General features: G+C 68.2%; 23 protein-coding genes. 12 read left to right on the plus strand and 11 right to left on the minus strand.

What is annotated here, in order from left to right:
• Nucleotides 1–401: 401 nt before the first annotated feature.
• Both ABZ406_RS11635 and ABZ406_RS11640 read right to left on the minus strand, forming a co-directional pair.
• A complete protein-coding gene (locus ABZ406_RS11635; RefSeq protein ID WP_357759130.1) occupies nt 402–3,962 on the minus strand; it encodes an AAA domain-containing protein in 3,561 nt (1,186 codons plus the stop codon).
• Nucleotides 3,962–4,336, minus strand: coding sequence for a hypothetical protein (locus ABZ406_RS11640; protein WP_357759133.1), 375 nt, complete (start codon nt 4,334–4,336; stop codon nt 3,962–3,964). Before ABZ406_RS11640 ends, ABZ406_RS11635 begins: the two co-directional genes overlap by 1 nt.
• 63 nt (nt 4,337–4,399) lie before the next feature.
• Between ABZ406_RS11640 and ABZ406_RS11645 the strand changes: the two genes are divergently transcribed.
• From ABZ406_RS11645 to ABZ406_RS11660, 4 genes are all read left to right on the plus strand, one after another.
• Entirely contained in the window at nt 4,400–4,621 is a 222-nt protein-coding gene (locus ABZ406_RS11645; protein ID WP_357759136.1) for a type II toxin-antitoxin system RelE/ParE family toxin, read from the plus strand.
• Complete coding sequence (locus tag ABZ406_RS11650; RefSeq protein WP_357759139.1) at nt 4,621–4,854, plus strand: helix-turn-helix domain-containing protein; 234 nt, start codon at nt 4,621–4,623, stop codon at nt 4,852–4,854. The genes ABZ406_RS11645 and ABZ406_RS11650 overlap by 1 nt, the downstream gene beginning before the upstream one ends.
• A gap of 269 nt (nt 4,855–5,123) precedes the next feature.
• Nucleotides 5,124–5,516, plus strand: coding sequence for a type II toxin-antitoxin system RelE/ParE family toxin (locus ABZ406_RS11655; RefSeq protein ID WP_357759142.1), 393 nt, complete (start codon nt 5,124–5,126; stop codon nt 5,514–5,516).
• Nucleotides 5,516–5,830, plus strand: a complete 315-nt coding sequence (locus ABZ406_RS11660; protein ID WP_282312898.1) for a helix-turn-helix transcriptional regulator — start codon at nt 5,516–5,518, stop codon at nt 5,828–5,830. Before ABZ406_RS11655 ends, ABZ406_RS11660 begins: the two co-directional genes overlap by 1 nt.
• A 326-nt stretch (nt 5,831–6,156) precedes the next feature.
• Here the strand turns inward: ABZ406_RS11660 and ABZ406_RS11665 are convergent, their stop codons facing one another.
• From ABZ406_RS11665 to ABZ406_RS11675, 3 genes are read right to left on the minus strand one after another with little or no spacing between them, the layout of a single operon-like run.
• Entirely contained in the window at nt 6,157–6,531 is a 375-nt protein-coding gene (locus ABZ406_RS11665) for a type II toxin-antitoxin system VapC family toxin (protein ID WP_357759145.1), read from the minus strand.
• A complete protein-coding gene (locus ABZ406_RS11670) occupies nt 6,528–6,782 on the minus strand; it encodes a type II toxin-antitoxin system prevent-host-death family antitoxin (RefSeq protein WP_357759148.1) in 255 nt (84 codons plus the stop codon). The genes ABZ406_RS11665 and ABZ406_RS11670 overlap by 4 nt, the downstream gene beginning before the upstream one ends.
• Nucleotides 6,783–6,837: 55 nt before the next feature.
• Nucleotides 6,838–7,437, minus strand: a complete 600-nt coding sequence (locus tag ABZ406_RS11675) for a DUF4231 domain-containing protein (protein WP_357759151.1) — start codon at nt 7,435–7,437, stop codon at nt 6,838–6,840.
• Nucleotides 7,438–7,792: 355 nt separating this feature from the next.
• On the opposite strand from ABZ406_RS11675, the gene ABZ406_RS11680 reads away from it, so the two are divergent.
• Nucleotides 7,793–8,665 carry a hypothetical protein gene (locus ABZ406_RS11680; RefSeq protein WP_357759154.1) on the plus strand — a complete coding sequence of 291 codons (873 nt, stop codon included), beginning with the start codon at nt 7,793–7,795 and terminating at the stop codon, nt 8,663–8,665.
• A gap of 114 nt (nt 8,666–8,779) precedes the next feature.
• Here ABZ406_RS11680 and ABZ406_RS11685 read toward each other — a convergent pair whose 3' ends face one another.
• A complete protein-coding gene (locus ABZ406_RS11685) occupies nt 8,780–9,964 on the minus strand; it encodes a helix-turn-helix domain-containing protein (protein ID WP_357759157.1) in 1,185 nt (394 codons plus the stop codon).
• A 339-nt stretch (nt 9,965–10,303) separates the two neighbouring features.
• On the opposite strand from ABZ406_RS11685, the gene ABZ406_RS11690 reads away from it, so the two are divergent.
• Genes ABZ406_RS11690 through ABZ406_RS11700 form a run of 3 tightly spaced genes read left to right on the plus strand, consistent with a single transcriptional unit; the run spans nt 10,304 to nt 12,016 of the window.
• On the plus strand, nt 10,304–11,152 hold the full coding sequence (locus ABZ406_RS11690) for a helix-turn-helix transcriptional regulator (RefSeq protein ID WP_357759160.1): 849 nt from the start codon (nt 10,304–10,306) through the stop codon (nt 11,150–11,152).
• On the plus strand, nt 11,142–11,330 hold the full coding sequence (locus tag ABZ406_RS11695) for a DUF397 domain-containing protein (RefSeq protein WP_357759163.1): 189 nt from the start codon (nt 11,142–11,144) through the stop codon (nt 11,328–11,330). The genes ABZ406_RS11690 and ABZ406_RS11695 overlap by 11 nt, the downstream gene beginning before the upstream one ends.
• Before the next feature lie 47 nt (nt 11,331–11,377).
• On the plus strand, nt 11,378–12,016 hold the full coding sequence (locus tag ABZ406_RS11700; RefSeq protein ID WP_357759165.1) for a uridylate kinase: 639 nt from the start codon (nt 11,378–11,380) through the stop codon (nt 12,014–12,016).
• 60 nt (nt 12,017–12,076) lie between these two features.
• On the opposite strand, the gene ABZ406_RS11705 is transcribed toward ABZ406_RS11700, so the two are convergent.
• A complete protein-coding gene (locus ABZ406_RS11705) occupies nt 12,077–12,517 on the minus strand; it encodes a hypothetical protein (protein WP_357759167.1) in 441 nt (146 codons plus the stop codon).
• 159 nt (nt 12,518–12,676) lie between these two features.
• On the opposite strand from ABZ406_RS11705, the gene ABZ406_RS11710 reads away from it, so the two are divergent.
• Both ABZ406_RS11710 and ABZ406_RS11715 read left to right on the plus strand, forming a co-directional pair.
• Nucleotides 12,677–13,225, plus strand: coding sequence for a hypothetical protein (locus tag ABZ406_RS11710; protein ID WP_357759169.1), 549 nt, complete (start codon nt 12,677–12,679; stop codon nt 13,223–13,225).
• Nucleotides 13,215–13,769 carry a hypothetical protein gene (locus ABZ406_RS11715; protein WP_357759172.1) on the plus strand — a complete coding sequence of 185 codons (555 nt, stop codon included), beginning with the start codon at nt 13,215–13,217 and terminating at the stop codon, nt 13,767–13,769. The genes ABZ406_RS11710 and ABZ406_RS11715 overlap by 11 nt, the downstream gene beginning before the upstream one ends.
• Before the next feature lie 32 nt (nt 13,770–13,801).
• Here the strand turns inward: ABZ406_RS11715 and ABZ406_RS11720 are convergent, their stop codons facing one another.
• The 4 genes from ABZ406_RS11720 to ABZ406_RS11735 all read right to left on the minus strand — a co-directional run bounded on the left by ABZ406_RS11720 (nt 13,802) and on the right by ABZ406_RS11735 (nt 18,860).
• Nucleotides 13,802–14,506: a TMEM175 family protein gene (locus tag ABZ406_RS11720; protein WP_357759175.1), complete on the minus strand. Its 705-nt coding sequence runs from the start codon at nt 14,504–14,506 to the stop codon at nt 13,802–13,804.
• A gap of 101 nt (nt 14,507–14,607) precedes the next feature.
• Nucleotides 14,608–15,060, minus strand: coding sequence for a hypothetical protein (locus tag ABZ406_RS11725; RefSeq protein ID WP_357759179.1), 453 nt, complete (start codon nt 15,058–15,060; stop codon nt 14,608–14,610).
• A gap of 16 nt (nt 15,061–15,076) precedes the next feature.
• Complete coding sequence (locus ABZ406_RS11730; protein WP_357759181.1) at nt 15,077–15,697, minus strand: dihydrofolate reductase family protein; 621 nt, start codon at nt 15,695–15,697, stop codon at nt 15,077–15,079.
• Between the two features lie 46 nt (nt 15,698–15,743).
• A complete protein-coding gene (locus tag ABZ406_RS11735) occupies nt 15,744–18,860 on the minus strand; it encodes a BTAD domain-containing putative transcriptional regulator (protein WP_357759184.1) in 3,117 nt (1,038 codons plus the stop codon).
• Between the two features lie 213 nt (nt 18,861–19,073).
• Here ABZ406_RS11735 and ABZ406_RS11740 point away from each other — a divergent pair, with 213 nt between their 5' ends.
• A complete protein-coding gene (locus tag ABZ406_RS11740; protein ID WP_357759186.1) occupies nt 19,074–19,868 on the plus strand; it encodes a hypothetical protein in 795 nt (264 codons plus the stop codon).
• 117 nt (nt 19,869–19,985) lie between these two features.
• Complete coding sequence (locus ABZ406_RS11745) at nt 19,986–22,760, plus strand: BTAD domain-containing putative transcriptional regulator (RefSeq protein WP_357759189.1); 2,775 nt, start codon at nt 19,986–19,988, stop codon at nt 22,758–22,760.
• Nucleotides 22,761–22,777 lie beyond the last annotated feature (17 nt).

A 22,777-nucleotide genomic window follows, 5' to 3' on the forward strand; every position in this document is an offset into this window, starting at 1 on the left:
TGGCTGTACCTGTTCGGTCCCGACTCGCGTCCAGAGGTCGGTGCCGTCTGCTGGCGTGATTTCCCAGCCTGTAATCGCCGGTAGAATATAGCATTGTTGCTATGGCTTGGGGCGTGGTCGAGCTGGAGCCGGAGGTCGAGAAGTGGCTGGAGGGCTTGCCCGAACCTGCTGTTCGCCAGGGCGGCGTTCTACGTTGATCTGCTGGCGGAACAGGGCACGCTACTGGGGAGCCCTACACGAAGCAGCTTTACGGGAAGCTGCGGGCCCCTCAGACCCCACGGTCTGGTGGTCGCGCCTAGAGGTCCGGTCCGGCCGTGCGGCGGGCAGCTCGCCCGCCGCGAATTTGACGCCCCAGTCGCCCTCGTGAGCCTGTCGAACGGTTCACCCAAACCAACGTCCGGTCACTCCACAGACCTGAGGTTGAGCGCCTCGCACAGTTCGGTAACGACCTGGCCCGGCTCGGCGAGGCAGCGCCAAGCCGGCACTCGCCGCACTTCCGTGACTGCGGCGATGATGTCAAGCCTACCCAAGACTCCACGAAGAGGTCGCCCGTCCGGATCGCCTTCGGGATCGTCTACGAGTACCGCCAGGGTCTTGTCGCCGAGGCTGAGCGTGAGGTCGACCGGATACCCCGGGAGTGGTGTGCCCCAGCACACGGTCAGCCCGGCGTCGCGCAGTCCCGGGATCAGCTTGTCGACCGGGCGCGGGTCAACGTCGGCGTTGTCGGCCGCTGGCGCTGGCGCTGACGGTGTGGCGAGTGCGGCGAGCAGCCCGCATTGCGCGGACCACCACGATCTGTCGCCCACGATGGAGAGCTGGGACTTAGCCCGGGTGATCGCGACGTTCCACAGGTTGGTCTGGCTAACGAGCCAGCCCCGGGTTTGCTCGCTGATGCCCTGCGCACCGACCGGTGAGATGACCATGATGTCTCTTTCGCTGCCCTGAAACTTGTGAATGGTCGCGCAAAGCAAGTTGTCGCCGAGGCCAGCCTCCGTGAGGGCTCGGTCCAGGGTTCGCTGCTGCTCGGCGAGTGGTGTCACGACACCGATGGAGGCGTCCGGGTACTCCTTCCGCAGCCGCTGCACCTCGCTCACCACTGCCTGCACTTCGTCGAAGTTGCTACCGGACCCGGTGGTGCCGCGGCTGAAGCGGCCCGGCACGTCCACCCAGCGGGTGGCGGGTTTGGCCGATGCGGTCAGCCGGGCCGGGTCGGTGAGTACGACCAGCCGATTCTGGTAGACGACCTGGTTCGGTACGTCGATGATCTCCGGGTGGCAGCGGTAGTGCTCGTCGAGCAGGATCGTGCTGCCGGCCGCAGTGGCGAACGCCTCGTACGCCGAATGGCCGCGGTGGGTCAGCCGGCGATTCGTGAGCCACTCGTGCCCAAGCCCGTTGCGCGCCTGCTCGCCCTGGTCGTCGGCGTCGGAGAGTTCCACCACGGGGGCGAGTTGCCGTGGGTCGCCGATGATCAGGGCGCGTTTGGCTCGGTAGAGCATGGGGACGATGGCCGCCGGTGTGCATTGGGCGGCTTCGTCGATGACGACCAGGTCGAACAGCCCGGCGTTGGGCCGCAGCCGGCGAGCCGACATCGCGGTGGTCGCCCAGCCGGGAAGCACGGCGAGGATCTCCGGCATGTAAGACCAGCTTCTTCCGTCCGGCTTCGCCATCTCGTCGGCCCGGTTCCGCAGCACGGTCGTGCCGGCGGTGACCCGGGCGGCAATCTGGGCACGTAGCAGCTGATCGCTGTGCTCGGGTCGGGTTTCCCGTTGCAGAGTTTGTAGCCGCTTCCAGGATTGTTCGGCGGTGCGGGGCAGGGACGCGAGTTGTTGCCGTCGCTCGCGCCAGCACTGCTCAATTACTGCCTGCTCATTGAGAATGGCGATCGACGCACGGTCGGACACCCCTCGGGACCGCAGCCGCCAGCGGGACCACCACCCGAACCACCAGCTCCGCAACGCCCGATCGGTGAGGTCGACCAGCCGGGCCAAGGAGGCATCGTCGGTGTCGGCCAGCGCGAGGTCCCGCTCCAGGGCGAGGTCGGCGAGATCGCGTTCGAGGAGACGGTGTTGGTCGAGATTGTCGCGTAATCGGCTGATCTCCTGCGCCGCGAGCCGCAACTCGTTCCACGGACCGCGAGCATCCGGTATCGGCGGTGGCGACGTCTGCAGCACCTCGGTGAGGTATTGCGGTTCCCGCTGCCGATAATCCTTGTTCCCGGTGCGTAGCACCAGTCCGGGGCCGATCATGCCGGTGACCCGCTCGACGACCTCATTGACCGCGCGATTGTTGGTGGAGCCGATAAGCACGCTCTGCCCGGCCGCCGTCGCGGTAGCCAGCAACGCGGTGACAAGTTGGCTCTTGCCGGTGCCGGGCGGCCCCTGTGCGACGGTCAGAGGGCGGCTCATCGCCGCTCGGATGATCTCCTCCTGTGTCTCGTTGACCGGGCTCAGCGCCACCGTCAGGGGGGCGTTGTCCGGCTTGTCCTTATCGTCAGCCCCGCTCGACAGGGCACCAAGTGCGGTCGATGCGATCTTTCCCGCGTTCTTGGCGATCTCCCGCAGGTCCTCGATCAGCTGCTGCTCCGGGGACTCCGTGCTGCCGGCGGCGAACAGCATCCCAGCGTTCTGCGCCCGGTTGATCGGCCCTGCGTTGACCCGTCCGACCAGGTTCTCCGGGTCGAGCGGGGACACCGGCTTCACGCCGAACATGTTCGCCACCAGGTTGACGGCCTTGGCCAGGGATCCGCGGTCGCCGGGCCCGATCAGTTCGGCCACAGCCTGGCGCAGTTCGTCCGCCTCTACCGCCGCCAGCTGGAAGTGGTCGATCAGAGCGGGGCTCGGCTGCGGTGGTGCCGGGTGCGCCGCCCCGTCGTCTCCGACGGTCAAGTCGGCGACGAGCAGCGGCGCCAGACGTACCTGCTGCCTGCCCTTCTGCTGCAAGGCGACGACCGGGTAGCCGTACCGAAGGGAGCGTCCGCTGTCCTCGGCGAGCTTTGCAAGCTGCCGCCCACTCCCCTTCAGCGGGATCGCCTCGGTTGCCGAGAAGATGACTTCCTGGCCCTCGGGTGCGGCGAGGTAGGTGTCGCGATTCCCTGGATCCACGAAGAACTGCAGAACGGCCGAACGTTGTAGGCAGCCGACGTAGTAGGTGAGCAACCGCCGCCACCGGTCGGTGTCGAACGGTGCGTCGTCCGGCTCCTCGGTCCGGGCGCTCGGGGGCCGATGCACGTGCTCGCCCGGCCCAGCCACCAGCGGGATGGGGTCGGTGACACCCACGCTCGACTCGACCGGCTTCTCTTGGCGGCGGCGTGCCATCTCGGTCATGGCGTATCGGGAAAGGTCACTCGCGGTGATCCAGCCGTCCTCGGCGGTCGGCTGGGCCGCCCCGCGTAGCCCGGCGAGCAGCACCTCGGTGAACACCGACGGCCGATCCGGGCCCTGAGCCTTGGACGCCTTCAGATGGTCGCTCGACTGGAGCATGAACGTGCCGCGCTCGCGCTTGAGCCGGCGGGGCTCTTGCCGTACGCCGTTGCCGAGCCGGTGGCGCGTGGTGAAAGAGCCCGAGAAGCAGCAGTCCAGAACGACTAACTTCTGGCTGGCCTTGGTGTGGTTGAGTAGATGGCGCAGTTTTCCCTCGACATCGAACGCGGTGGTGTGCAGTAGGGCCGTGTCGGTGTCGATGGTCCCGAAGAACAGCGACTCTCGATCGTCGTACAGGATGCCGTGGCCGGAGTAGTAGAAGACAGCAAGGTCACCGGTTCGCCGGGCGCCGTAGAACTCTTCGACGACCTGCATCATGTGCGCGGCTGGCAAATCAAGATGGTGTTCGACGCTGTCGAAGCCGCCCTCGGTGTCCAACACCGTTCTCAACTCTCCGACATCCCGGCGGACGCCGGGCAACGCCGCGAGCTTCGGGTCGGCGCGATACGTTGCGGTGCCCAGCACCAACGCGTGCCGACCCATCAGTACGCGCGCTCGATTGCGTTCCGGACGACGTCGATCATCTCAGAAACCTGCGCCTTAGTCGGCTGATCGATCGTGAGCTCGATGTCGCCGACCTTCAGATGCGCCTTGCGACCTCGATTACGGCCGAGGAAGCCCAGGACCAAGTCGACGAGAGCCTGCGCGTAACCGGGATCAGCGGCGACAACTACCGCGAGCGTCCCTAGCACCACCTCACCGACGCCCTTGCTGCCAGGCTCCGCATCGAGATCGAGCCGACGTACCTCGCCAAGGTCACTCAGGTCTTCGGCGAGCTCGTTAGTCACCAGGTCGAGGGCGAAATCATCATCCTCCGGCAGCGACGTGAAGCTGACCTCGACGACGACCTCGAACACCCGTACCTCCCGCTGAGCCACACCAGAGATGCATCCGCAACGCTACGGATAGTAAGAGCAGCGATGATAAATGTGTCTCCTTTCCGACTGGGCTTCAGGTTTGTCCGGCCGATTGCCGGCGCCATCCGGGTTCTGTTCGTCTTTGATCCCTGGTCGCAGGCGGTGCTGTTGGTGGCCGGCCATAAGGCTGGCGACTGGTCTCGATGGTATGAGGAAGCGATCCCGGTCGCCGAGGTCGCGTACGAGGGCTGGCTCGCCTTTGAGAGGAAGCGGAGGGAGGGCTGATGAGCGATTTCCATGACTGGGACGACATCCGTGCCGAGTTGCATGACGGGGACGACGCGCTCGAGGTGGAGCGCGCCCGCACCGAGGCGTGGGTCAGCGCGTTCCACCTGGCCGAGGAGCGTAAGCGTCTCGGGCTCACCCAGCGGGAGGTTGCCGAGTTGATGGGGGTCACGCCCCGGCCGGCAGTCAGACCGAGAACGGCGACCTGGAGGCCAACGAGGTCGCGACCCTGAGCCGGTACGCACGAGCGCTTGGCGCCGGATGCGGATCATCTTCGACTACGGGACCGATCTCCGTCAGATCGCCTGATCCTGCGCAGGGCCGATGAGCCGCGCTCCTGACCTGCGTACCCGCAGCGGCAACGGGTCGCCGACGATGGTTGTCGCTTGGTTCCCATGGTGGTACCTCCGGCCCACCAGCCTGGTAAGTACGAGTCTCGCCCGGTCCGCTGCATCGGTGATGAGCGGGTTCGGTGATGTATAGGTTGAGCTATAGTTCTTCCGTGACCAAGGGGCCAGCCCACCGCTGGGCGATCAGGACGACCGGCGATGTCCGTGACTGGTTACGGGCGCTGCGTCACACCGACCCTGCGGCGTACCGTTCCGTAAACGCGGCGATCGACATGCTCGCTGAGACTGGTCCGGGTCTGGGACGGCCGCTGGTCGACACTCTGCGGGGTTCGAGCCTCAGCAACCTCAAGGAACTGCGGCCGAGATCTGGCCGCGACGTCGCAATCCGGGTGCTGTTCGTCTTTGACCCTTGGTCGCAAGCGGTGCTGTTGGTCGCTGGCAACAAGGCCGGCGACTGGACGCGGTGGTACGAGAACGCGATCCCGATCGCCGAGGTCGCCTATGAAGGTTGGCTTGCCTTCGAGAGGAAACGGAGGGAGAGCTGATGAGCGACTTCCATGACTGGGACGATATCCGCGCCGAGCTGCACGATGGGGACGACGACGCGCTCGACGCGGAACGCGCCCGTACCGAGGCCTGGGTCAGCGCGTTCCACCTCGCCGAGGAGCGCAAACGTCTAGGTCTCACCCAGCGGCAGGTCGCTGAGTTGATGGGGGTGACGCCCGGCCGGGTAAGTCAGATCGAGAACGGTGATCTGGACGCCAATGAGGTGGCGACCCTCAGCCGATACGCACGAGCACTGGGCGCCCGGATGCGGATCATCTTCGACTACGGCAGCGACCTCCGGCAGATTGCCTGACCCCGCAAGCCTCAGATGACATCACGCACGGCGAGAATGGTCGTTCCGGCCAACCGCGCCGTCGGCGAGCCGAGGTCAGCGAGCACCGCCCGAACCTTGTGAGCTGGGCAAACTCAGTGGTAGTGGGTCACCGGCGATCGTGGCGGTGTGGTTCGCATGGTGGTACCTCCGGCCCACTGAAACGGATACCCAACCGGAGGGGTCGGAGACCCGCGAACCTGCAGGCACGGCGAGCGCCGGAGCTAAGCGACCGACGCCGCTCGGCGGCCAGTGGGCGAGTTGGGCCTGGGCCTCTCGCGGGTATCAGGCGTGGACCGAGTTGTCCGTCAGACTTTGAGGACGTCCACGTCGTACAACGCTATCGACGCGTCGCGGGAGGCGAGGGTCAGACCTTCGGTGATTGCCTGTGCCACCAGCATGCGGTCGAAGGGATCGCGGTGATGCGATGGCAGGCGGCGGGCGGCTATGGCGTGGGCGTAGGTCACCGGGAGTTCTCGAAAGCCCATGTCCCTTACCCGCTCTGCGAGGTCAGGGGGGCCGGTGAGTTTTCCGGTGCTCTGTTTGATGGTGATCTCCCAAAGGGTGACCGGGGAGAGAAAGATGTCCGGCTCGTGGCGCAGTCGGTCGAGCAGCTCGGCACCGAGAGTCGGGTCGCCAGTGATGGCCCAGAGCGCGACGTGAGTATCCAGCAGCAGGTTCATGCGCCGATGCCGAAGTCGTCGGCGATCTCGGCGTTGGTCTGTGCGGAGTCCCAGTCACCGGAGAGGTTCAGTTGTCCGGCGAGGGAGCCGACTGCGGTGCGGTTGGCCCGCCGGACCAGCGGTACGACCTTCGCCACCGGGGTGCCCGCCCGGTCGATGATGATCTCCTCGCCGTGTTCCACCCGTTCAATGATGCGCGACAGATGGGTCTTGGCATCATGCATGTTGTAGTGCACGGCCTCAGCCGACATGACGCGACCTCCTCGCTTAGCTAAGGGATTAGTTTAGCCTGCTTGGCCGCATGCGTCAGCGGCCTTGGCTGCTCGGGGTCGAGGTCGCCAGATGCCGCGCCCTGGGAAGAGTCAGGATCGGCGGATCACCAGGGATGGTGGCGGTGTGGTTCGCATGGCGGTACTTCCGGCAGCCAACCTGGGTCATGACGCTCAAAGTTGCCGCATTCTCGTTGGCGATCGTCGCCTCCACCCGCTCGACCAGGGCTGCGAACGCTGTGGCGTCATCCAGGTCGGTGTACACCCCGGTCCGTGTGAGGACATGGATCCTCTCGTGCCCCAAGGTTTGCTCTGTCGACCGGTAGTTCTTCCAATGCTCCCGATAGCGGAACACGCTCTCCAGCGACACCGCCCCGGCCACGATCAGACTCACGACGGTCGTCACCGCCCGAACGTAGGGGAAATCGAGGCTGACGAGGACCGGGATTAGGCATCCGCCGACGACAGCAGCCGTGTGGGTGCGAAGGTGGGTCGCCTTTGCCTTCACCGCTTTTTTGTCGTACCAGGATTGGTGCTGGGTGAGTTGGTCGGTGAGGTAGTCATTTGCCGAGAGCCCAGGACCGGACTCCTGCGCGGGGTTCTCCCTCGGCGTAGGCACTTGGGCTGGATCCTCCACGGTGATTAGTAGAGACCGTACGCCGGCGACGGTCAAGGCGACTCTACAAGCGCCGCGAGCGTTCACGCATTGACCGATAGACCTGGAGGCGAACTGCCCGGTCGGCTTCACGGTAACTGAGGCGTACCGCTCGGTTGATGCGAAGTCACTGCTCGAACGCTTACGAACGGCCGTTTGGGGCTGCCTTATACCCCGCCGCTGCGGCCATCGAGCCGTCCGGTCAGACAAGGTCGACCCCCGTGACATCGCATTATCCCCGAGCAGCCAGAACGCTTGTCACCAACTCGACATCACGCTGACCAGCGACGTCCCGGCGATCACCATCGACGAAGCCCTAATGAGCAAGGAGTAAACGTTGAGCTACCCGCAGCAATTCGGACCCGACCACGTCACCCCACAGCAGCATTCCGAGCCGGTACAGCCGCCCCAGGTGGGGTCAACGCTTGGCCCGCCCATCGCCGCGCCGCGGAAGAGAAAGCCGCTGCTGTGGATCCTCAGCGGAGTCGCCGCCGTCCTCGTCCTTTGCTGTGGCATCGGTATCGTCGGTGCGCTGACCTCCGGCGGCAATAAGAAAGCCGCCGATAGCAGCGCTAGCGCTACGCCCCGGCCCAGCGCCACCAGCTCGGCCCTTGCCGCCCCGGCCGCCGCCCCCACGAGCAGTTCGGCGCCGCCGCCCACCAGTGCTGCACCCAAACCCCCGCCGGCGCCAAAGCCGAAGGTCTATACCGGCCGTGGTGACGACGTAATCAAAGTCGGCAATCTCACCGACCTTGCGATCGCCAAATTCTCCTGTCCTCGATGCACCGGCAACACCGTCGTCAAGTCGGACGGGCCGGATGGGCTGCTCGTGAATGAGATCGGCGCGTACACAGGCAAGCGGTGGATCAACCTTGAGGAAGATTCGCTTACTACCCAGTTCGAGGTGGAGACGAACGACAAGTGGACGTTGACGATCGGCTCTGTTGACCAACTGGCGACGCAGGCCACCAGCGGGAAGGCGTCGGGGCGGGGCGACGACGTGATTATGTTGGGTGGAGAAGCCGACGCAGCGAAGATCACCCACTCTAAGGGTCAAGGAAACTTCGTTATTCACGCCTACAGCTTGGAGACAGGGGAAGGCGGCCTACTGGTGAACGAAATCGGCGGGTACTCGGGCACCCGACCACTGGAGACGCCAGCTCTGGTACAGGTGACAGCCGATGGGAATTGGTCAATCAGGCCATCATGATGGTGATCCGGTAGACGCCTCTGCATGCCGACAGCCCGGCTTCGGCGTGCGCAGGAAGAGGCCGGCGTGCTTGCGCATGCCGGCCTCTTTCGCTTCGCAACAAGGGGATTTGGCCTACGGCGTCAATCCGATGGTGGTAGCCAGGCGGGACACGTCGGCCGCGTCGGGTCCTGCGCGGAACACGGCGGTCAGCGCTGCACGGGCCACGGGGCGAATTCGTGTCTCCCAAGTGGCGATCCGGCCGGCGGCGACCAGCGTTCGGCCGGCGGCGCGCGTGTCGCCGAGGTCCAGATAGGCATGGGTGATGTCGATCAGGTGGGCAGCCCGGTGTTCGGCGGGGAGGAGATGCCAGGCGTTACCGCTGGTGGCTCGCTGGTGGATGGTGACTGCCAGTTGGTGGTTGCCCGACCACATCGCGATCAGTGCGCGGGCGAGGTCGAGAGGTGTGGGGCCGAACCCGATGCCGTCGCAGTCGTGCTGGGGCTGGCCGTCAGCGAGGCGGCCGGCGCGCGCGGTGAGTTCGCCTGCCGCGCTGGCGTCCCCGCTGATGGCGGCAGCAAGCGCCCCCTCGATTAACAGGGTCCCGGTTACGCCCGGCCGGCGGACGTGGGACGGTTCCACATCCAATTGTCGTAGGGCAGCGATAGCGGCCGTCATCGCCAACCGGCCCCGACCCAGGGCTCGCAGCGCCTGAGCGAGAGAGATTGTCGCGAGGCCGGTACGCCAGGGGTCACCGGAGGCGGCAGCCATCGCCCGGTCGGCGGCCAGCCAGGCGAGATCCGCCTCGCCAAGCTTGACCAGCACCTGGGCGGCGAGCCGGTACACCCGTACCAGCAGATCCGCGGCGTCTCCCGGCTGCTTCCGACTGTCGTCGAGCAGATTAGGCAGTAGCCGCAGCACCTGAGGGTGGTGACCGTGGCGGTACGCCGTCCACGCGTACCCCGCTTGAGCGTCGAGTTGGGCCAACGACGGCGCTGGGTTGTCCCCGACGGGTAGGTCGTACCGGGCCAGCGTCGCGCGGAGTCGTTCCACGTCATCGCCGGTGTTGGGGAGTTGCTGGCGCGGGGCCTTGCCCGCGAGTAGAACGTCGGGGGCGACGCCGAGGGCTGCGGCGACCGTCTCGATCACCGAGAGCCGGTCGAGGGTACGCACTCCTCGCTCGACCTTGTCCACCCAGCTCTTCGACTTGCGGATTCGATCGGCGAAGACCTGCTGACTCATGCCCCGACGTACGCGCAGCTCCGCCATCCGCCGCCCGATCGGCGGCTCGTCCTCGTCGCGGCGGCCAGGACTGGTCATCAGTCCCGCTCCGGTGACGGTTGAAGGGCGTCGGTGGATTCTCCGCAGCGCGGGCACCATCGCGACTTGACCCGGAAGGCGAGAAGCCCGCACAGAAACCCGGGGACCAGGCCGCCGAACACGATCGACACGACTTCGGAAACCATGCGCGCTCGCTCTCTAATGACACCGGGGCCCGGATCTTGCCGCGCGCGTAACTCACGCTGCGGCAACGCTTCGATGCTGACAGTCATCAGACTCGCGCATCAAGTGATGCGAAGCAAGAAGATGCGCATGATCGACACTCCGAGCACGTGAGTCATGAGATGGAGAAGGTTAGAAGCGGTGCAGAATCACGACATGCCTCGATTCACGCCCGCGACACCGCGCTCTCGGCGACTGGGCCGGGAGCTGCGCAAGCTTCGCGAAGCCAAGGGTCTGACCGGTGAGGGAGTGGCAGAGACGCTTGCCTGCTCGCCGTCCCGGATCAGTCGGATCGAGTCGGGCGAGATCAGACCTCGGGTCGGTGACGTCATGGAGTTGCTTGTCGCGTACGGCGTCAAGATTGACGAGGAGCCGGGGATCTCGCTGCTCGACCAGGCACGTGGCCTGCGGGAGGACGGCTGGTGGCAGCGCCTCGGAGGCAAGTACGCCACCTACATCGCGTACGAGACCGAGGCCGTTGAACTCAAGAACTTCGAGCCGATGCTCGTGCCCGGTCTACTCCAGACCGAGAGCTATGCCCGCGAGGTCAACGTCATCGGTCGAGAGACTGACCCGGACACCGTCGACCAGCGGGTTTCTGCCCGGATGACCCGGCAGGAGGTGTTGCGTCGAAAGCCGGCTCCGCTGCGGATGCACGCGATCCTGTCCGAGGCTTCCGTGCGTACCGAGGTGGGCGGTCCGGACGTGTTGCGTGAGCAACTGGATCACCTGGTCACCCTGAGTCGGCTGCCGAACGTGACGATCCAGGTGCTGCGCTTCGAGGCCGGTGCCCATTTGGCGGACAGCAGCGGCTTCGCTCTACTGAGCTTCGAGCGGGACGAGCCTCCACTGGGCTACATCGAGACCCTGGCTGGCGAGCTGTTCCTTGAGTCAAGTCGCGACCTGGCGCGGCTGGCAGCGGCGTACGACAATCTGAAGACGCTGGCGATGTCACCCGCCGAGTCCATCAGGTTGATCAGGGAGCTGAGCAAGCATGGAACGTAACGCCTGGCGCACGTCGAGCCGGTCCGGCAGCAACGGCCAGTGTGTAGAGGTGCGTGACCGGCGCGTCCAGGTCGACGTCCGCGACTCCAAGGCGCACGACGCCGGAATGCTGAGCTTCGCGCCCGCCTCCTGGGACGCGTTCGTCGACACGCTCAAAACGAACACCTGCCGCCCCTGAACAGGCAGAACAGGGCTCAGGGTTCCCGCGACGAACTGATCAGCCTATTGGCCGAGGCGGTCGGGTCGGTCGCAGTAACCCACCCGACGCGGGTTGCCATCGACGGGCCGCCTGCCGCCGGCAAGACCACCCTCGCCGACGAGTTGGCCGTCGTCCTGCGCGATCGGGGCCGCGACGTCATCCGCGCCGCGATCGACGATTACCTCTTCCCCCGGGCGCGGCGCTATCCGCGCGGCGAGTACTCGGCCGAAGGCTGCTACTACGACACCCACGACCATCACGCACTGAGACGGGTTCTGCTCGATCCGCTCGGCCCGGGCGGGGACCGACGCTTCCAACCCGCGGTGTACGACCACGCCTCGGATGCTGTGCTGTCCCCGCCGGTCACGACGGCCCCGGCCGACGCCGTGCTCGTCTTCGACGGCGTCTTCCTCCTGCGCCCGGAACTGGTCGACCGGTGGGAGTGGCGCGTCTTCGTGTCGGTGGCACTCGAGAAGACAGTGGATCGTGCCGTGGTCCGAGAGCGCCGGCAGTCGACCCGGGCCGACGTCGAACGGCGCTGGCGGGAACGGTACATCCCCTCCCAGCAGCTCTACTTCGCTACGGCCCAGCCGGCGCACCGGGCTGACATCGTCGTGCACAACGACGAGCCACAGCGGCCGGTCTGGGAAACGCGGGCGCGCTGACCGGGTGTTGTTCAACCCCCAGCACTCGGGTGCTGGCCAGGCCGGTCACCGTCGGTTGCCTCACTCAGAGGTGGAGCGAACCTGGGATGGGAGATCGACGTACTGGCCGAAGGGCTCGACGGACCCGTCCCAACCGCACCAACCCTGTTGGCTCATCTGCCCGCCGGCGTAGATGTAGGACCAGCGAGCGCCGTCCTCGCCTTCGAAGTGAAGCACCCCCGAGCGGACGAACGGCGCGATCGCGACGTAGAAGGCTATGGCCTGGAGTGACCACTTGGGGTCGCCCTCGTCGTCATGATCGAACTCGATCCAGTCTCCGTCACGGGTTATCGAGGCTCTGGCCTCGCACGCCATGTCGACGAGCCTGTCATCCGACGAAGACGCATCGGGCTTGTACCAACCCGCGTGTTCGGCCATCGCGGCTTTGGCGGCGGAGGCCGCCGCGATGTCGTCCAACTCCGGTAGGTGCAGACGGCCCGACGGCCACACCGAATATCCCACGACAGGCATCTTACGACCGTCGATCTTCTTAACCCCGGAGGCATCGGCCGGAGGGGCAGCCCGGCGCCGGTGAGCTGATCGGGCCGGTACTCCAGTCTCCCCGACGTGGTGGTGTGTCGCCGCTACCGTGGGTGCGTCACACCCACCGGGGAGCGCCGCATGACCGCCGCACCGCGCAAGGCATTACGCCGTACCCTCATCGTTCTTCTCGTCCTGCTGGCGGTCTCCGGGTGGGCCTACGTCGCCATCGGTGACCGGTGGAAGAGCAACGTCGCCTTCTTCACCCTCGACGAAGGCGACAACTATCGGCTCCGGGTCACCGGTTCGTTCGATGTCCGCTGCGCCAAACTGGAGCGGGAGACGTTCTCCGATCCGTACGTCAACTGGCGGGAGGCGGGCAGGGACTGTGCCTGGCCCCGCGTGGCGGACGGCGACGGCTGGCTGGCCGGCGGACGGGTCGAGCAGGTCAACTCGGAGCGTCTGGGACGGCGTCTGCCGGACGTGATTCTCTACGGCATCGTGCCGGCCGCCGCCACGTCAATCGAGATCGTTCTCGACGACGGCACGCCACGCGAGGCGGTCACCATCGGATCGGGTCACGACGACTATCGGGTCTACGCCCTGTACGTGCCGAACGCCGGCGACCGGGTCGAGGTCGTGTCGCTGCGGCTGCGCGATGCGCAGGGCGGTGGACTGCGTGTCTACTAGCCGTTTCCGTACCCTGGTGGCCGTCCTGGTGGTGTTCGGTGGGCTCGCCGTGGTCGGTGGCCTCACCTGGGAGGGCTGGGACGGGCGGCGGCCCAGCGTCACCGGCCCCCGGCTCCTCACCGAAGGCACTACCGGCGGCGTGAACTGGTCGGTGGTCCAGGTTCGGGAAAGCACCTGGGGCGACTGTCTCTACCTGCGTCAGGACGGCGCGACAGTGGCACGCACCTGCACCGAGTCCGGGGTGCTGCAGAACTACGAGATCAGCGTCCGCACACTCCGCGGTGCCACCACCCCGATCCTCTTCGGCATGCTTCCCGCAGCGGCAGCCCGAGCCGAGGTGGCCGCGGACGGCGGTGATGTTCAGGCCCGGTTCCGCGACGCCGAAATGGTGCCCCTCGAAGTCCACAGCTTCGACGGGGCCGGTCGCTTCGTGATGCAGGCCGCACCACCCGGGCCGGAGTGGGTCGGTAAGAACTCGGTGTCAGTCTCCGTCCAGGATGCGCTGGGTCGACCGCTCACTCCCCGCGACAGCCGGCCCCGCTAGTCACCGGGTACCAGGGCAGCGGGTTCGTGTGGCTACGACTCACCGTGACTCTGCTCGCGGGTGCGCTCGATGCTGGCGACCTCGCCTCTGATCGGCAGCCAGTAGAACGGGATGAACGCGATGACCACGACGAGGCCCACTACCGGATGAAGGGCTCCCAGCGCGGTCCCGGCGACGATCCAGAACGGCGCGGGGCGGAACCGTCTACTGATCGCCCAGGCGGTGTCGTTGTCGGTGGCGGAGGTCAACAGGCGACGACCGTGCCTGGCGTACTCCCAGATCACGTTGAAGAGGATGGCGGCCACCTCGTAGGTGGCGCCGTAGAAGATGAGTGCGGTGCGCTTGCCGTGGCCGGACTCGAAAGCGTGCGCGAGCAGGGACGAGGCGAACGGCAGGAACGCGATCACCATCAGCAGCAGTGTGTTGAGCAGGAGCAGCATGCGGTCCGCGGAGCGGATGTGGTCGAACATGACGTGGTGGTTCACCCACATCTGCCCGATCAGCAAAAAGGTGATGGCGTACGCCACGTAGGAGGGCCACAGGTCGATGAGGCCACGGAGCAGGTGCTCGGTGTCCTCCGGTGGCTGGATCTCCAGGACGAGCAGGGTGACGGCGATGGCGATGACCGCGTCGCTGAAGGTGACCAGCCGCTTCGGATCTCGTTCCGCACCGATCGGGCTGCTGGATCTGGTCGCGCCTGTCGTGGAGCCATCGCGAGCCGCGCGGAACCAGCACATGAGCCTCCCCCAACGGTCAGAGCACGCTGCGGGTTTCCCGCCGTCGGAGGAACCAAACCGGCGTACTACGCCCTCGCCGGCCCAGCGGCGCTCGGTCGCTCTCAGCCGACGTTGACGAGCAACACCTGGTCGTCGCGAAGGTCGGAGATGCTGTCACGCAACAGCCTCAGCGTGTCCAGACCGGCCGTGCCGCTCTCCTCGAAGTCCATCCCCATCTCCTCGAAGTGGGCGATCAACTCCTCCTCGCGGTGCGCGCCGGGGTCGAGCTGCTCCACCAGCCGCTGGGCCGGAGCGATGAGCGTGGTCAGGCCGTAGACGCTGTTGATGGCCTCCGACTCGGCATTGAACTCCGACGACTCCAGGTCGATGCCGCGCTCTTCCAGGTAGGTGAGCACGTACAACATGCAGTACCCGGACCAGTCGTACTCCTGCCGCGTCTTGCTCCCGTTTTCGGCCAGATACATTCGGAAGGACGACGGCGAGGTGCGGGCCAGGCGGCTCAGCTCGCTGATGCTGTCCCTGGGGACCACTGTCAGTGACGCGATAGCAGACAACGCATCCTCCGTTGGTTCAGGAGAGCACGCGGTAGGTCACGTGCAGGACCGTGCTCGCCGCCCGTGCCGTCACCTGTTCGAGTTTCAGCGGTGGGACGCCCTCGAACAGCCGCACGCCAGCGCCGAGGGTGAGCGGCACGATGTGCAGCCGCAGCTCGTCGACCAGACCGGCGGCGAGATACTGGTTGATCGTGGTGGCACCGCCGTGGATCAGGATGTCGCCGTCGCCGGCCGCCTTGCGTGCCTGTGCGAGCGCCGACTCGATCCCGTCGGTCACGAAGTGGAAGGTGGTGCCGCCCGCCATCGGCTGCGGCTCGCGCACGTGGTGGGTGAGCACGAACACCGGCTTGTGGAACGGTGGATCGTCACCCCACCAGCCGTTCCACTCTCGATCCCAGGGCCCGCGCACGGGGCCGAACATGTTGCGCCCCATGATGACGGCTGAGGCGAGTGTGAGCTGTTCGATCTCGGCGTGGTTCTCCTCAGCCGCGTCGAACATCCAGGAGTGCAGCCCTCGGCCCCAGCCGTCGCCGCCGTCGTCGCCGAACGGGCGTTCCTCAATCTGGTTGAGCCCGGCCGAGTATCCGTCGGCAAAGATCGTCTGGTCGGCGATCACCTTGCCACTACGTGTGGTCACAGCGCTCCCATCGACGACTCGTGGACCACGGATCAGACTACGGCCATCATCGATCCCGGTCGGGCATTGACGTTCTGCCACCCGCCATCACCGCGGGGACGGGCTTTCCGCCTGGTGGACCGCACACCCTGTCTCGCGCCTGCGCCGGGACGCCGATGGCACACATCGCCTCCTCGTAGCGTCGGTACGCCTGAGCGGCCTCGCCGTGCCGGCCCGCCATTGCCAGCGTCCGGATGAACTCGCCGTGCACACCCTCGTCGTGGGGCTCCAGGTCGAGGGCGTGGCCGAGGTGCCGGATGGTCTCGTCGACGTCGTCGGCGCCGCGGGCGAGCGAGGCCAGCTTGCGTACCACGCGTAGGTAGGCCCGACGTGCCTCCTCGCGGGTCGGTCGGGACCAGTCGTCGTACGGCTCGTCCTCCAGGAAGTCTCCCCGGTAGCGCTGCTCGGCGAGGAGCAGCGCGGCGCGTGCGTCGTCGGTGTCGCCCTGCTCGGCCAACCGGAGGCCGTGTGCCGATTCGCCGAGGAACTCCTCGACGTCGAGTTCGAGGTGACCGACGTCGAGGGCGAGGCTCGGGTGGGCGGCGATGATGAAGTGGTCCGTCGGGCTGCGGCGTTGTGGATCGAGCACGCCTCGGAGGGTGGACAGCGCCACTGACAGCCGGTGGCTGACCCGGGCCGGGTCCTGGGCGGGCCAGAGCATCTCGCCGAGTTGTTCCCGGGGCACCGCGCGACCACGCCGGGCAGCGAGGATCCGGAGAAGATCGCGGGCCTTGCGGGACTGCCAGGCCGCCGCCACCACCTGCACACCGTTCACGTACACCTCGAAGCGCCCGAGGGTGCGGATGGTGACCTGCGCGGCGCGGCGCGGGCCCTGCCGGCTGAGCGTCGGTGCCGGCACCCCGGCACCTGCCAGCCGTTCGGCTGCCATTCGGGCGTCGACGCGTTCCTGAGGGTCCGCCCCCGGCAACCGGCTGAGCAGCACGGTGAGTCGGTCTGCCGCGACCACCGAGGTGATGTCACGCAGGGTCGCCGCCGCCTCCCGCCAGGCGCGCCGGGTGTCGTCGGTGTCGGTGGCGGCGGCCCCGCGAAGCTCCAACGCCTCGGCCAGCGCCGCACGGTCACGATGCAGCCGGGCGGCGGCGGACGCCGTCAGCGCCACCTCCACGGCCCGGGTGCGGTCGCCGATCTCCAGCGCCACCCAGCCGAGCGCGAGACGGGCGGTCGCCGAGTCCGGGCCGCGTTCCAGTTCGACGGCACGTTGGGCCAGGGCGAACGCGGTGGCGCCGTCCTCGGCGGCCAGCACGCGGGCCAGTCCGGCGAGTGCCGGCACCTGGATCTGGAGATCGTTCACCGGTTCGCTGGCGCGCAGCGCCTCCTCGTACGCCGCGCGGGCCAGGTTGGTGCGCCCCCGCAGGGCGTGGATGTCGCCGATACCCACCAACGGGTACGCCACCTTGCGGGATCCCATCCGCTGCAGGAGCGGTACGGCGCGTTCGTAACACGCGGTGGCCTGGGCGAGTTGCCCGAGGTGGAAGTGCGCCGACCCTTCGTTGCAGAGCGCCAGCGCGAGCATCGCGGCGTACCCGTTGGTCTGGGCCAACTCCACAGCGGGCCGCGTCTCAGCCAGGGCTTCGAGGTATCGGCCCTCGCCCACCAGGGCTGACGCGCGGTTGGCGCGGATGCGGGTCACCTGGACGGTGTCGTGCGCCGCCTCGGCCGCGCGCAGCGCCTTCTCGTGGTGCTCGTCGGCTGCCGGTCGGTCACCACGGAGCTTGGCGTCCAGGGCGAGCGCGGTGTGCGCGGCGGCGAGTGCGGCGTCGCCTCCGATCGCTGTCGCCGCCGCGAGGGCCCGCTCGGCGTTGTCCTGGCAAGCTGCGGCGTTTCCGCTGGTCCACTGTGCTGCGGCGGTCCAGGCCAGCAGTCGGGCGTTGTCGGTGGACGGGTGCGGGTCGAGCACGCCACGCTGGAAGACCTCCAGGGCGGAGTGCGGTTCGCCGCGCAGGTAGTGCACCAGGCCGTACCGCCAGGCGAGCCCGGCGGCGATCGGCCCCGGCCGATCGGCCAGCCCGGCGTACACGGCGAGTGCGGTATCGAAGTCGCCGCGCATCTGCTGCGCCTCCCCGTAGAGCAGCCGCAGGCAGTCGGACCGGGTGCGCTCGGGCAGAAACTGGAAGGCGTCGACGACGGCCTCGGCACCGCCCGCGGCGAGCAGCGCCGCGCCGTGGTCGGCGAGGATCCGCGCGGTGGTCTCGGTGACACCCGATTTCTGGTACGACCGGAGGGCCGGGACGTGGAACCCGTGCTCGGCGTACCACGGTGCCGCCCTCGTGTGTAGGCGTCGCACCGCCGCCCCTGTCAACGGGAACCGGCGGCGGGCGACGCTGGCGACGACGGGCACCATCCGGTACCCGTGCTCGTCCGTCGTCACGAGGATGCCGGCGCGGGTCAGCTGGTCCAGCCAGCGGTCTGGGTGTCGGTGCCCGAGCAGGCGGGCCAGGTCACTGTGGAACGGATCGAGGTGCGCCGCGTCCCGCAGCAACCGGTGGACCTCGGGCGCCAACTCCGTGAACACGTCGCGCACCAGGCAGGACTCCAGCGGCGTACCCGGCTCGGTCAGGTCGTCCGGGTCCGTGCCGCCGGCAGTGGCCGTCCGGGCGGCACAGGTGACAAGCGCCGGCCAACCGCCGGTCGCGGCGTGGATCCGGGCTGCGAGGGTCGGGTCGGTCAGGCCGTGGTCGGCGAGGATGGCCGCCACCTGGTCGAGTGACAGTCGAAGGTCCGGCGGGCCGTGCAGGGCGAGCAGCCCCGACTGCCGACGGGAGAGCGTCGGTGGGTGGCGGGTCACCAGCACCACCCTGAACTGCGGCGGAAGGTGTTCAAGACTGTCCAGCAACACCTGTAGTCGGTGGCGGGAGAGTCGCGGCACGTCGTCGAGGACGAGCCACCTCGGCGCGTCGACGGGTGGATCCAGCGCTGACCGTGCGCTGAGTGGAACGAGGGCTTCCGGACCGGCCCTCGCCAGAGCTGTGACGTCCGCCGCGTCGCACCAGTGCGCCGGGCGGTCGCCCAGCCAGCGTCGTACGGCGAACGTCTTGCCGTACCCGGCTGCGCCCACCACGAGCGTGCACCGCCGGCTCAACAGGTGATCCGCTGTCGCGCTCATCGGCTGCCCTCCGGTGGAAGCTGGTTCCTCTCTCATTTGGCGCTGCGGTGGCGGGCGTACGTACGCGAACGTCGCCGTTACGACAGCGAATCGGGGGCGCGATTGACGCCACTTTGACGACGCTCTGAACCTCGCCTCGCAGGATGTCGACGGCACACAGAGGCGCGATCCGACCGGGTCCGCGTCTCGGGACCGATCGAATAAGGAGTTGTCATGGCAGTAGTGCTGTCAGGACGTGCACTGCTCGCGGTGCTTGTCGTCCTGCCGACGGTGGCCGCGTGGAACGCCGCGCCGGCAAGCGCCGCCGGGGGATCAAGTGCGGCGGTGTACGACGACGAGCCCGTGGACCGCGAGATCGAGTTGGCGCGGCTGGGCTACCGCGACGGTGTGCGGGTGGTGTTCTCCCGCGACCAGGCGTCCGGCGACTGGGGCATTCGTCAGGACGGGGAGATGGGCCGCAACGCGCCAGTGGCGTACGACGACAAGCAGGGCATCCTGAAGACGTACCTGACCATCACGCCCCGGTCCGTGCCGGTCCCGCGCGAGCTGTTGTCGGAACCGCCGGCCGGCACGCCGGCCCCGCCGGAGTTGGCCTACCGCACCATCGCCGCGTCGGTGGTCGTCGCCGACGACCTCGCCGTGCCGACGTCGGGTGGCATGGCCGCGGCGGCGGTGATGACCTGCTGGGACCTGTACTGGAACTCGTACAACTGGGCGGAGCTGCCCGGCTACCCGAACCCCGGCTCGGTGTGGCACCAGCCGAAGACGTACTACTCGTCCGACTTCGGCGGCATGAAGATGTACTCCTACAGCTACCTCGCCAACTGCGGCGGGTACGCCCGGCACCGGATCTACTACAAGTCGGCCGGCGACTACTACAAGCACCACGACTACGAGGTGGCGTCGTTCCACTGGCAGGCGGTCAAGAAGGGTTCGGTGCACCGCTACCGCAAGGTGCTCTACGACGGCACGTCCGGGGACACCCGCAACGGCAAGTACACCGGCTAGCAGTGTCGGTGGCGGTGGGTTCCGCGCCACGCCCACCGCCACCGGCCTCGGCGTGGATGCTGTCCAGTGCCCGACGAACAGACCGAGCTTGCCGGGCTGGAGATTTAGCCTGATTCGGTGATCTCGACGGCTGGTACGGGCGTGCGGGTGAGGCTGCTCGGGCCGGTGGAGGTGGTCGTCGCCGGCAGTCCGCAGGCGGTCAACGGCCTGCGCCGCAAGGCGGTACTGGCGACGCTGGCGCTGCACGCGGGCCGGGTGGTGAGCGTCGACCGGCTCCTCGACGTGGTCTGGGGCGACCGGCCACCGGCCACCGCGGCGAACACACTGCAACGCCACATCTCCTACCTGCGCGGAGTGCTCGGCGAGCCGGGGGCGATCATGGCACGCCCCCCGGGTTACCTGCTCGACACCGGGCCGAACTCCACCGACGTGCAGGCCGCCGAGCACCTCATCAAGCTGGCCCGGCGGTCGACGGACCGCAGCGAGCAGGTGAAGCACCTGACCGACGCGGTGGCCCTGTGGCGGGGCCCGCCGCTGGCCGACGTGGCCGGGTCAGCCTGGCTCGAGGAGCAGGCCGAACACCTGGCCCGCCTGCGGTTGGAGGCCGAACGGTCGCTCGCCGAGGCCCGGTTGTCGGTCGGTGAGCACGCCGGGCTGGTCCCCGGGTTGGAACGTCTCGTCCGACAGCACCCCCTCGACGAGCGCCTGCACGCGCAACTGATGCTCGCCCTCTACCGCGACGGCCGGCAGGGTGAGGCGGTCGCCACGTACCGACGGCTGCGCGACAACCTGCGGGAGAACCTGGGCATCGACCCGGGGCCGCGGCTACGGGACCTGGAGTGCGCCATCCTGCGGCAGGACACCGCGATCGACGCACCGGCCCCGGTCGCGGTGGCCCCGGTCGCGGCGCAACTGCCTCCTCCCGTACCCACGTTCACCGGACGCGACGCGGAGCTTGCCGCCCTCGACGCGCTCGTCGACCGGGGCGGCGCGGTGGTGGTGTCCGGGACCGCCGGCGTCGGCAAGACCGCGCTCGCCGTGCACTGGGCGCACCGCGCGGCCGAGCGTTTCCCCGACGGGCAGCTCTACGTCAACCTGCGCGGTTTCGACCCGGCCGCCCCACCGACCGAGCCGGCGCGAGCGCTGCACGGCTTCCTGGAGGCGCTCGGCGTTCCGGTGGCCCGGATGCCCAGCGACCCGGACACGATGGTGAGCTTGTACCGCACGACGGTGGCGGGCAGGCGACTGCTCGTGGTGCTCGACAACGCCCGGGACGCGGACCAGGTCCGGCCGCTGCTGCCCGGCTCACCGGACTGCCTCGCGATCGTCACCAGCCGCGACCAGCTCATCCCGCTGGTCGTCACGGAAAGCGCCCAACCGGTGCCCCTCGACCTGCTGACCGCCGACGAGGCCCGCGACATGCTGGTCCGCCGGCTCGGTGCGCGCCAGGTCGCCGCCGAACCCGCCGCGGCCGACACCATCGCCGACAGGTGCGCCCGGCTGCCCATCGCCCTGGCCATCGTGGCGGCCAGAGCCGCCACCAACAGGCACTTCTCGTTGGCCGCCGTCGCTGGCGAACTCGGTGACCTGGACGCTTTCCGCGCGGGCGACGAGACCACCGACGTCCGGGCGGTCTTCTCCTGGTCGTGCCGGACGCTCAGCCCACCCGCCGCCCGGCTGTTCCGGCTGCTGAGCCTGCATCCCGGCCCGGACATCTCCGCCCCGGCCGTGGCCAGCCTGGCCGGCGTCGACGGACCGGCGACCGGTCCACTGCTGACCGAGTTGACCCGGGCGAACCTCTTCACCGAGCACACCTACGGGCGCTACGCGTTCCACGACCTGCTGCGCGCGTACGCGGCCGACCTCGCCGACGACGCCGAGCCGCCGGCCGACCGTCGGGACGCCGTGCACCGGCTGCTCGACCACTGCCTGCACACCGCCCACGCCGCGGACCTGGCACTGCACCCGCACTTCAGCACGATCGGCCTTCCCCCACCCCGGGCGGGCGTGACGCCGGAACGCCCCAAGAACCGGTCGGCCGCCGCCGCGTGGTTCGCCGCCGAGGTTCCCGTCCTGCTCGCCGCGGTACCGCTCGCGGCGCGGTCCGGTTTCGAGGGGCACGCGTGGCGGCTCGCCTGGACCATGGCCGGCTTCCTTCACCGGCAGGGGCACTGGCAGGACTGGCTCGGCACGCAGCGGATCGCCCTGGCCGCCGCGTCAGGTGTCGGGGATCAGGCAGGGCAGGGCCACGCGCACCGCAGCCTTGGTCTCGCCTGCTCCCGGCTCCGACGGTACGACGAGGCCGACGACCACCTGCGCCGCGCACTCGACCTGTTCACCGACGTCGACGACGACGCCGGCCGGGCACACACCTACCTGAACCTCGGCCAACTGGCCGAACGGCAGGGGCAGCACCAGCAGGCGCTGCGCCACTCCCGGCGGGCACTGGCCCTGTTCCGGGGGACCGGAAACCGGGCCGGGCAGGGGTACACCCTCAACGCCGTCGGCTGGCAGGAGGCGTTGCTCGGCAACTACCACCAGGCCCTCGAATCGTGCGGCGAGGCGCTGCTGATGTTGCAGGAGGTCGACGACGTCCAGGGGCAGGCGGACACCTGGGACAGCCTCGGCCACGCCCACCACCAGCTCGGGGACGATCGGCGGGCGATCGCCTGCTACGAGCACGCCCTCGAACTCTTCACGCAGGTCAACGACAAGTACGCCGAGGCGGGCACGTACGTCAATCTCGGTGACAGCCACCGCGCCCTCGCCGACCTCGCTGCCACCCGTGCCGCCTGGAGTCGCGCCCTGGCCATCCTCGACGAACTCGGTGACGCCGACGCCGACAAGATCCGTACGGATCTCGAACAGCTCGACGTCACCCGGCTGCGCTGACGTACCCCCGCTTTCAG

The sequence above is a fragment of the Micromonospora sp. NPDC005710 genome (assembly GCF_040630995.1).
Classification (GTDB): domain Bacteria; phylum Actinomycetota; class Actinomycetes; order Mycobacteriales; family Micromonosporaceae; genus Micromonospora.

Excerpts from the sequence above, each read along its gene's own strand:
- ABZ406_RS11695 (WP_357759163.1), top strand. The coding sequence starts at position 11,142 with ATGGAACGTAACGCCTGGCGCACGTCGAGCCGGTCCGGCAGCAACGGC.
- ABZ406_RS11635 (WP_357759130.1), bottom strand. The coding sequence starts at position 3,962 with ATGGGTCGGCACGCGTTGGTGCTGGGCACCGCAACGTATCGCGCCGAC.
- ABZ406_RS11670 (WP_357759148.1), bottom strand. The coding sequence starts at position 6,782 with ATGTCGGCTGAGGCCGTGCACTACAACATGCATGATGCCAAGACCCAT.
- ABZ406_RS11720 (WP_357759175.1), bottom strand. The coding sequence starts at position 14,506 with ATGTGCTGGTTCCGCGCGGCTCGCGATGGCTCCACGACAGGCGCGACC.
- ABZ406_RS11710 (WP_357759169.1), top strand. The coding sequence starts at position 12,677 with ATGACCGCCGCACCGCGCAAGGCATTACGCCGTACCCTCATCGTTCTT.
- ABZ406_RS11685 (WP_357759157.1), bottom strand. The coding sequence starts at position 9,964 with ATGACCAGTCCTGGCCGCCGCGACGAGGACGAGCCGCCGATCGGGCGG.
- ABZ406_RS11665 (WP_357759145.1), bottom strand. The coding sequence starts at position 6,531 with ATGAACCTGCTGCTGGATACTCACGTCGCGCTCTGGGCCATCACTGGC.
- ABZ406_RS11690 (WP_357759160.1), top strand. The coding sequence starts at position 10,304 with ATGCCTCGATTCACGCCCGCGACACCGCGCTCTCGGCGACTGGGCCGG.
- ABZ406_RS11735 (WP_357759184.1), bottom strand. The coding sequence starts at position 18,860 with ATGAGCGCGACAGCGGATCACCTGTTGAGCCGGCGGTGCACGCTCGTG.
- ABZ406_RS11645 (WP_357759136.1), top strand. The coding sequence starts at position 4,400 with ATGATAAATGTGTCTCCTTTCCGACTGGGCTTCAGGTTTGTCCGGCCG.
- ABZ406_RS11660 (WP_282312898.1), top strand. The coding sequence starts at position 5,516 with ATGAGCGACTTCCATGACTGGGACGATATCCGCGCCGAGCTGCACGAT.
- ABZ406_RS11650 (WP_357759139.1), top strand. The coding sequence starts at position 4,621 with ATGAGCGATTTCCATGACTGGGACGACATCCGTGCCGAGTTGCATGAC.
- ABZ406_RS11740 (WP_357759186.1), top strand. The coding sequence starts at position 19,074 with ATGGCAGTAGTGCTGTCAGGACGTGCACTGCTCGCGGTGCTTGTCGTC.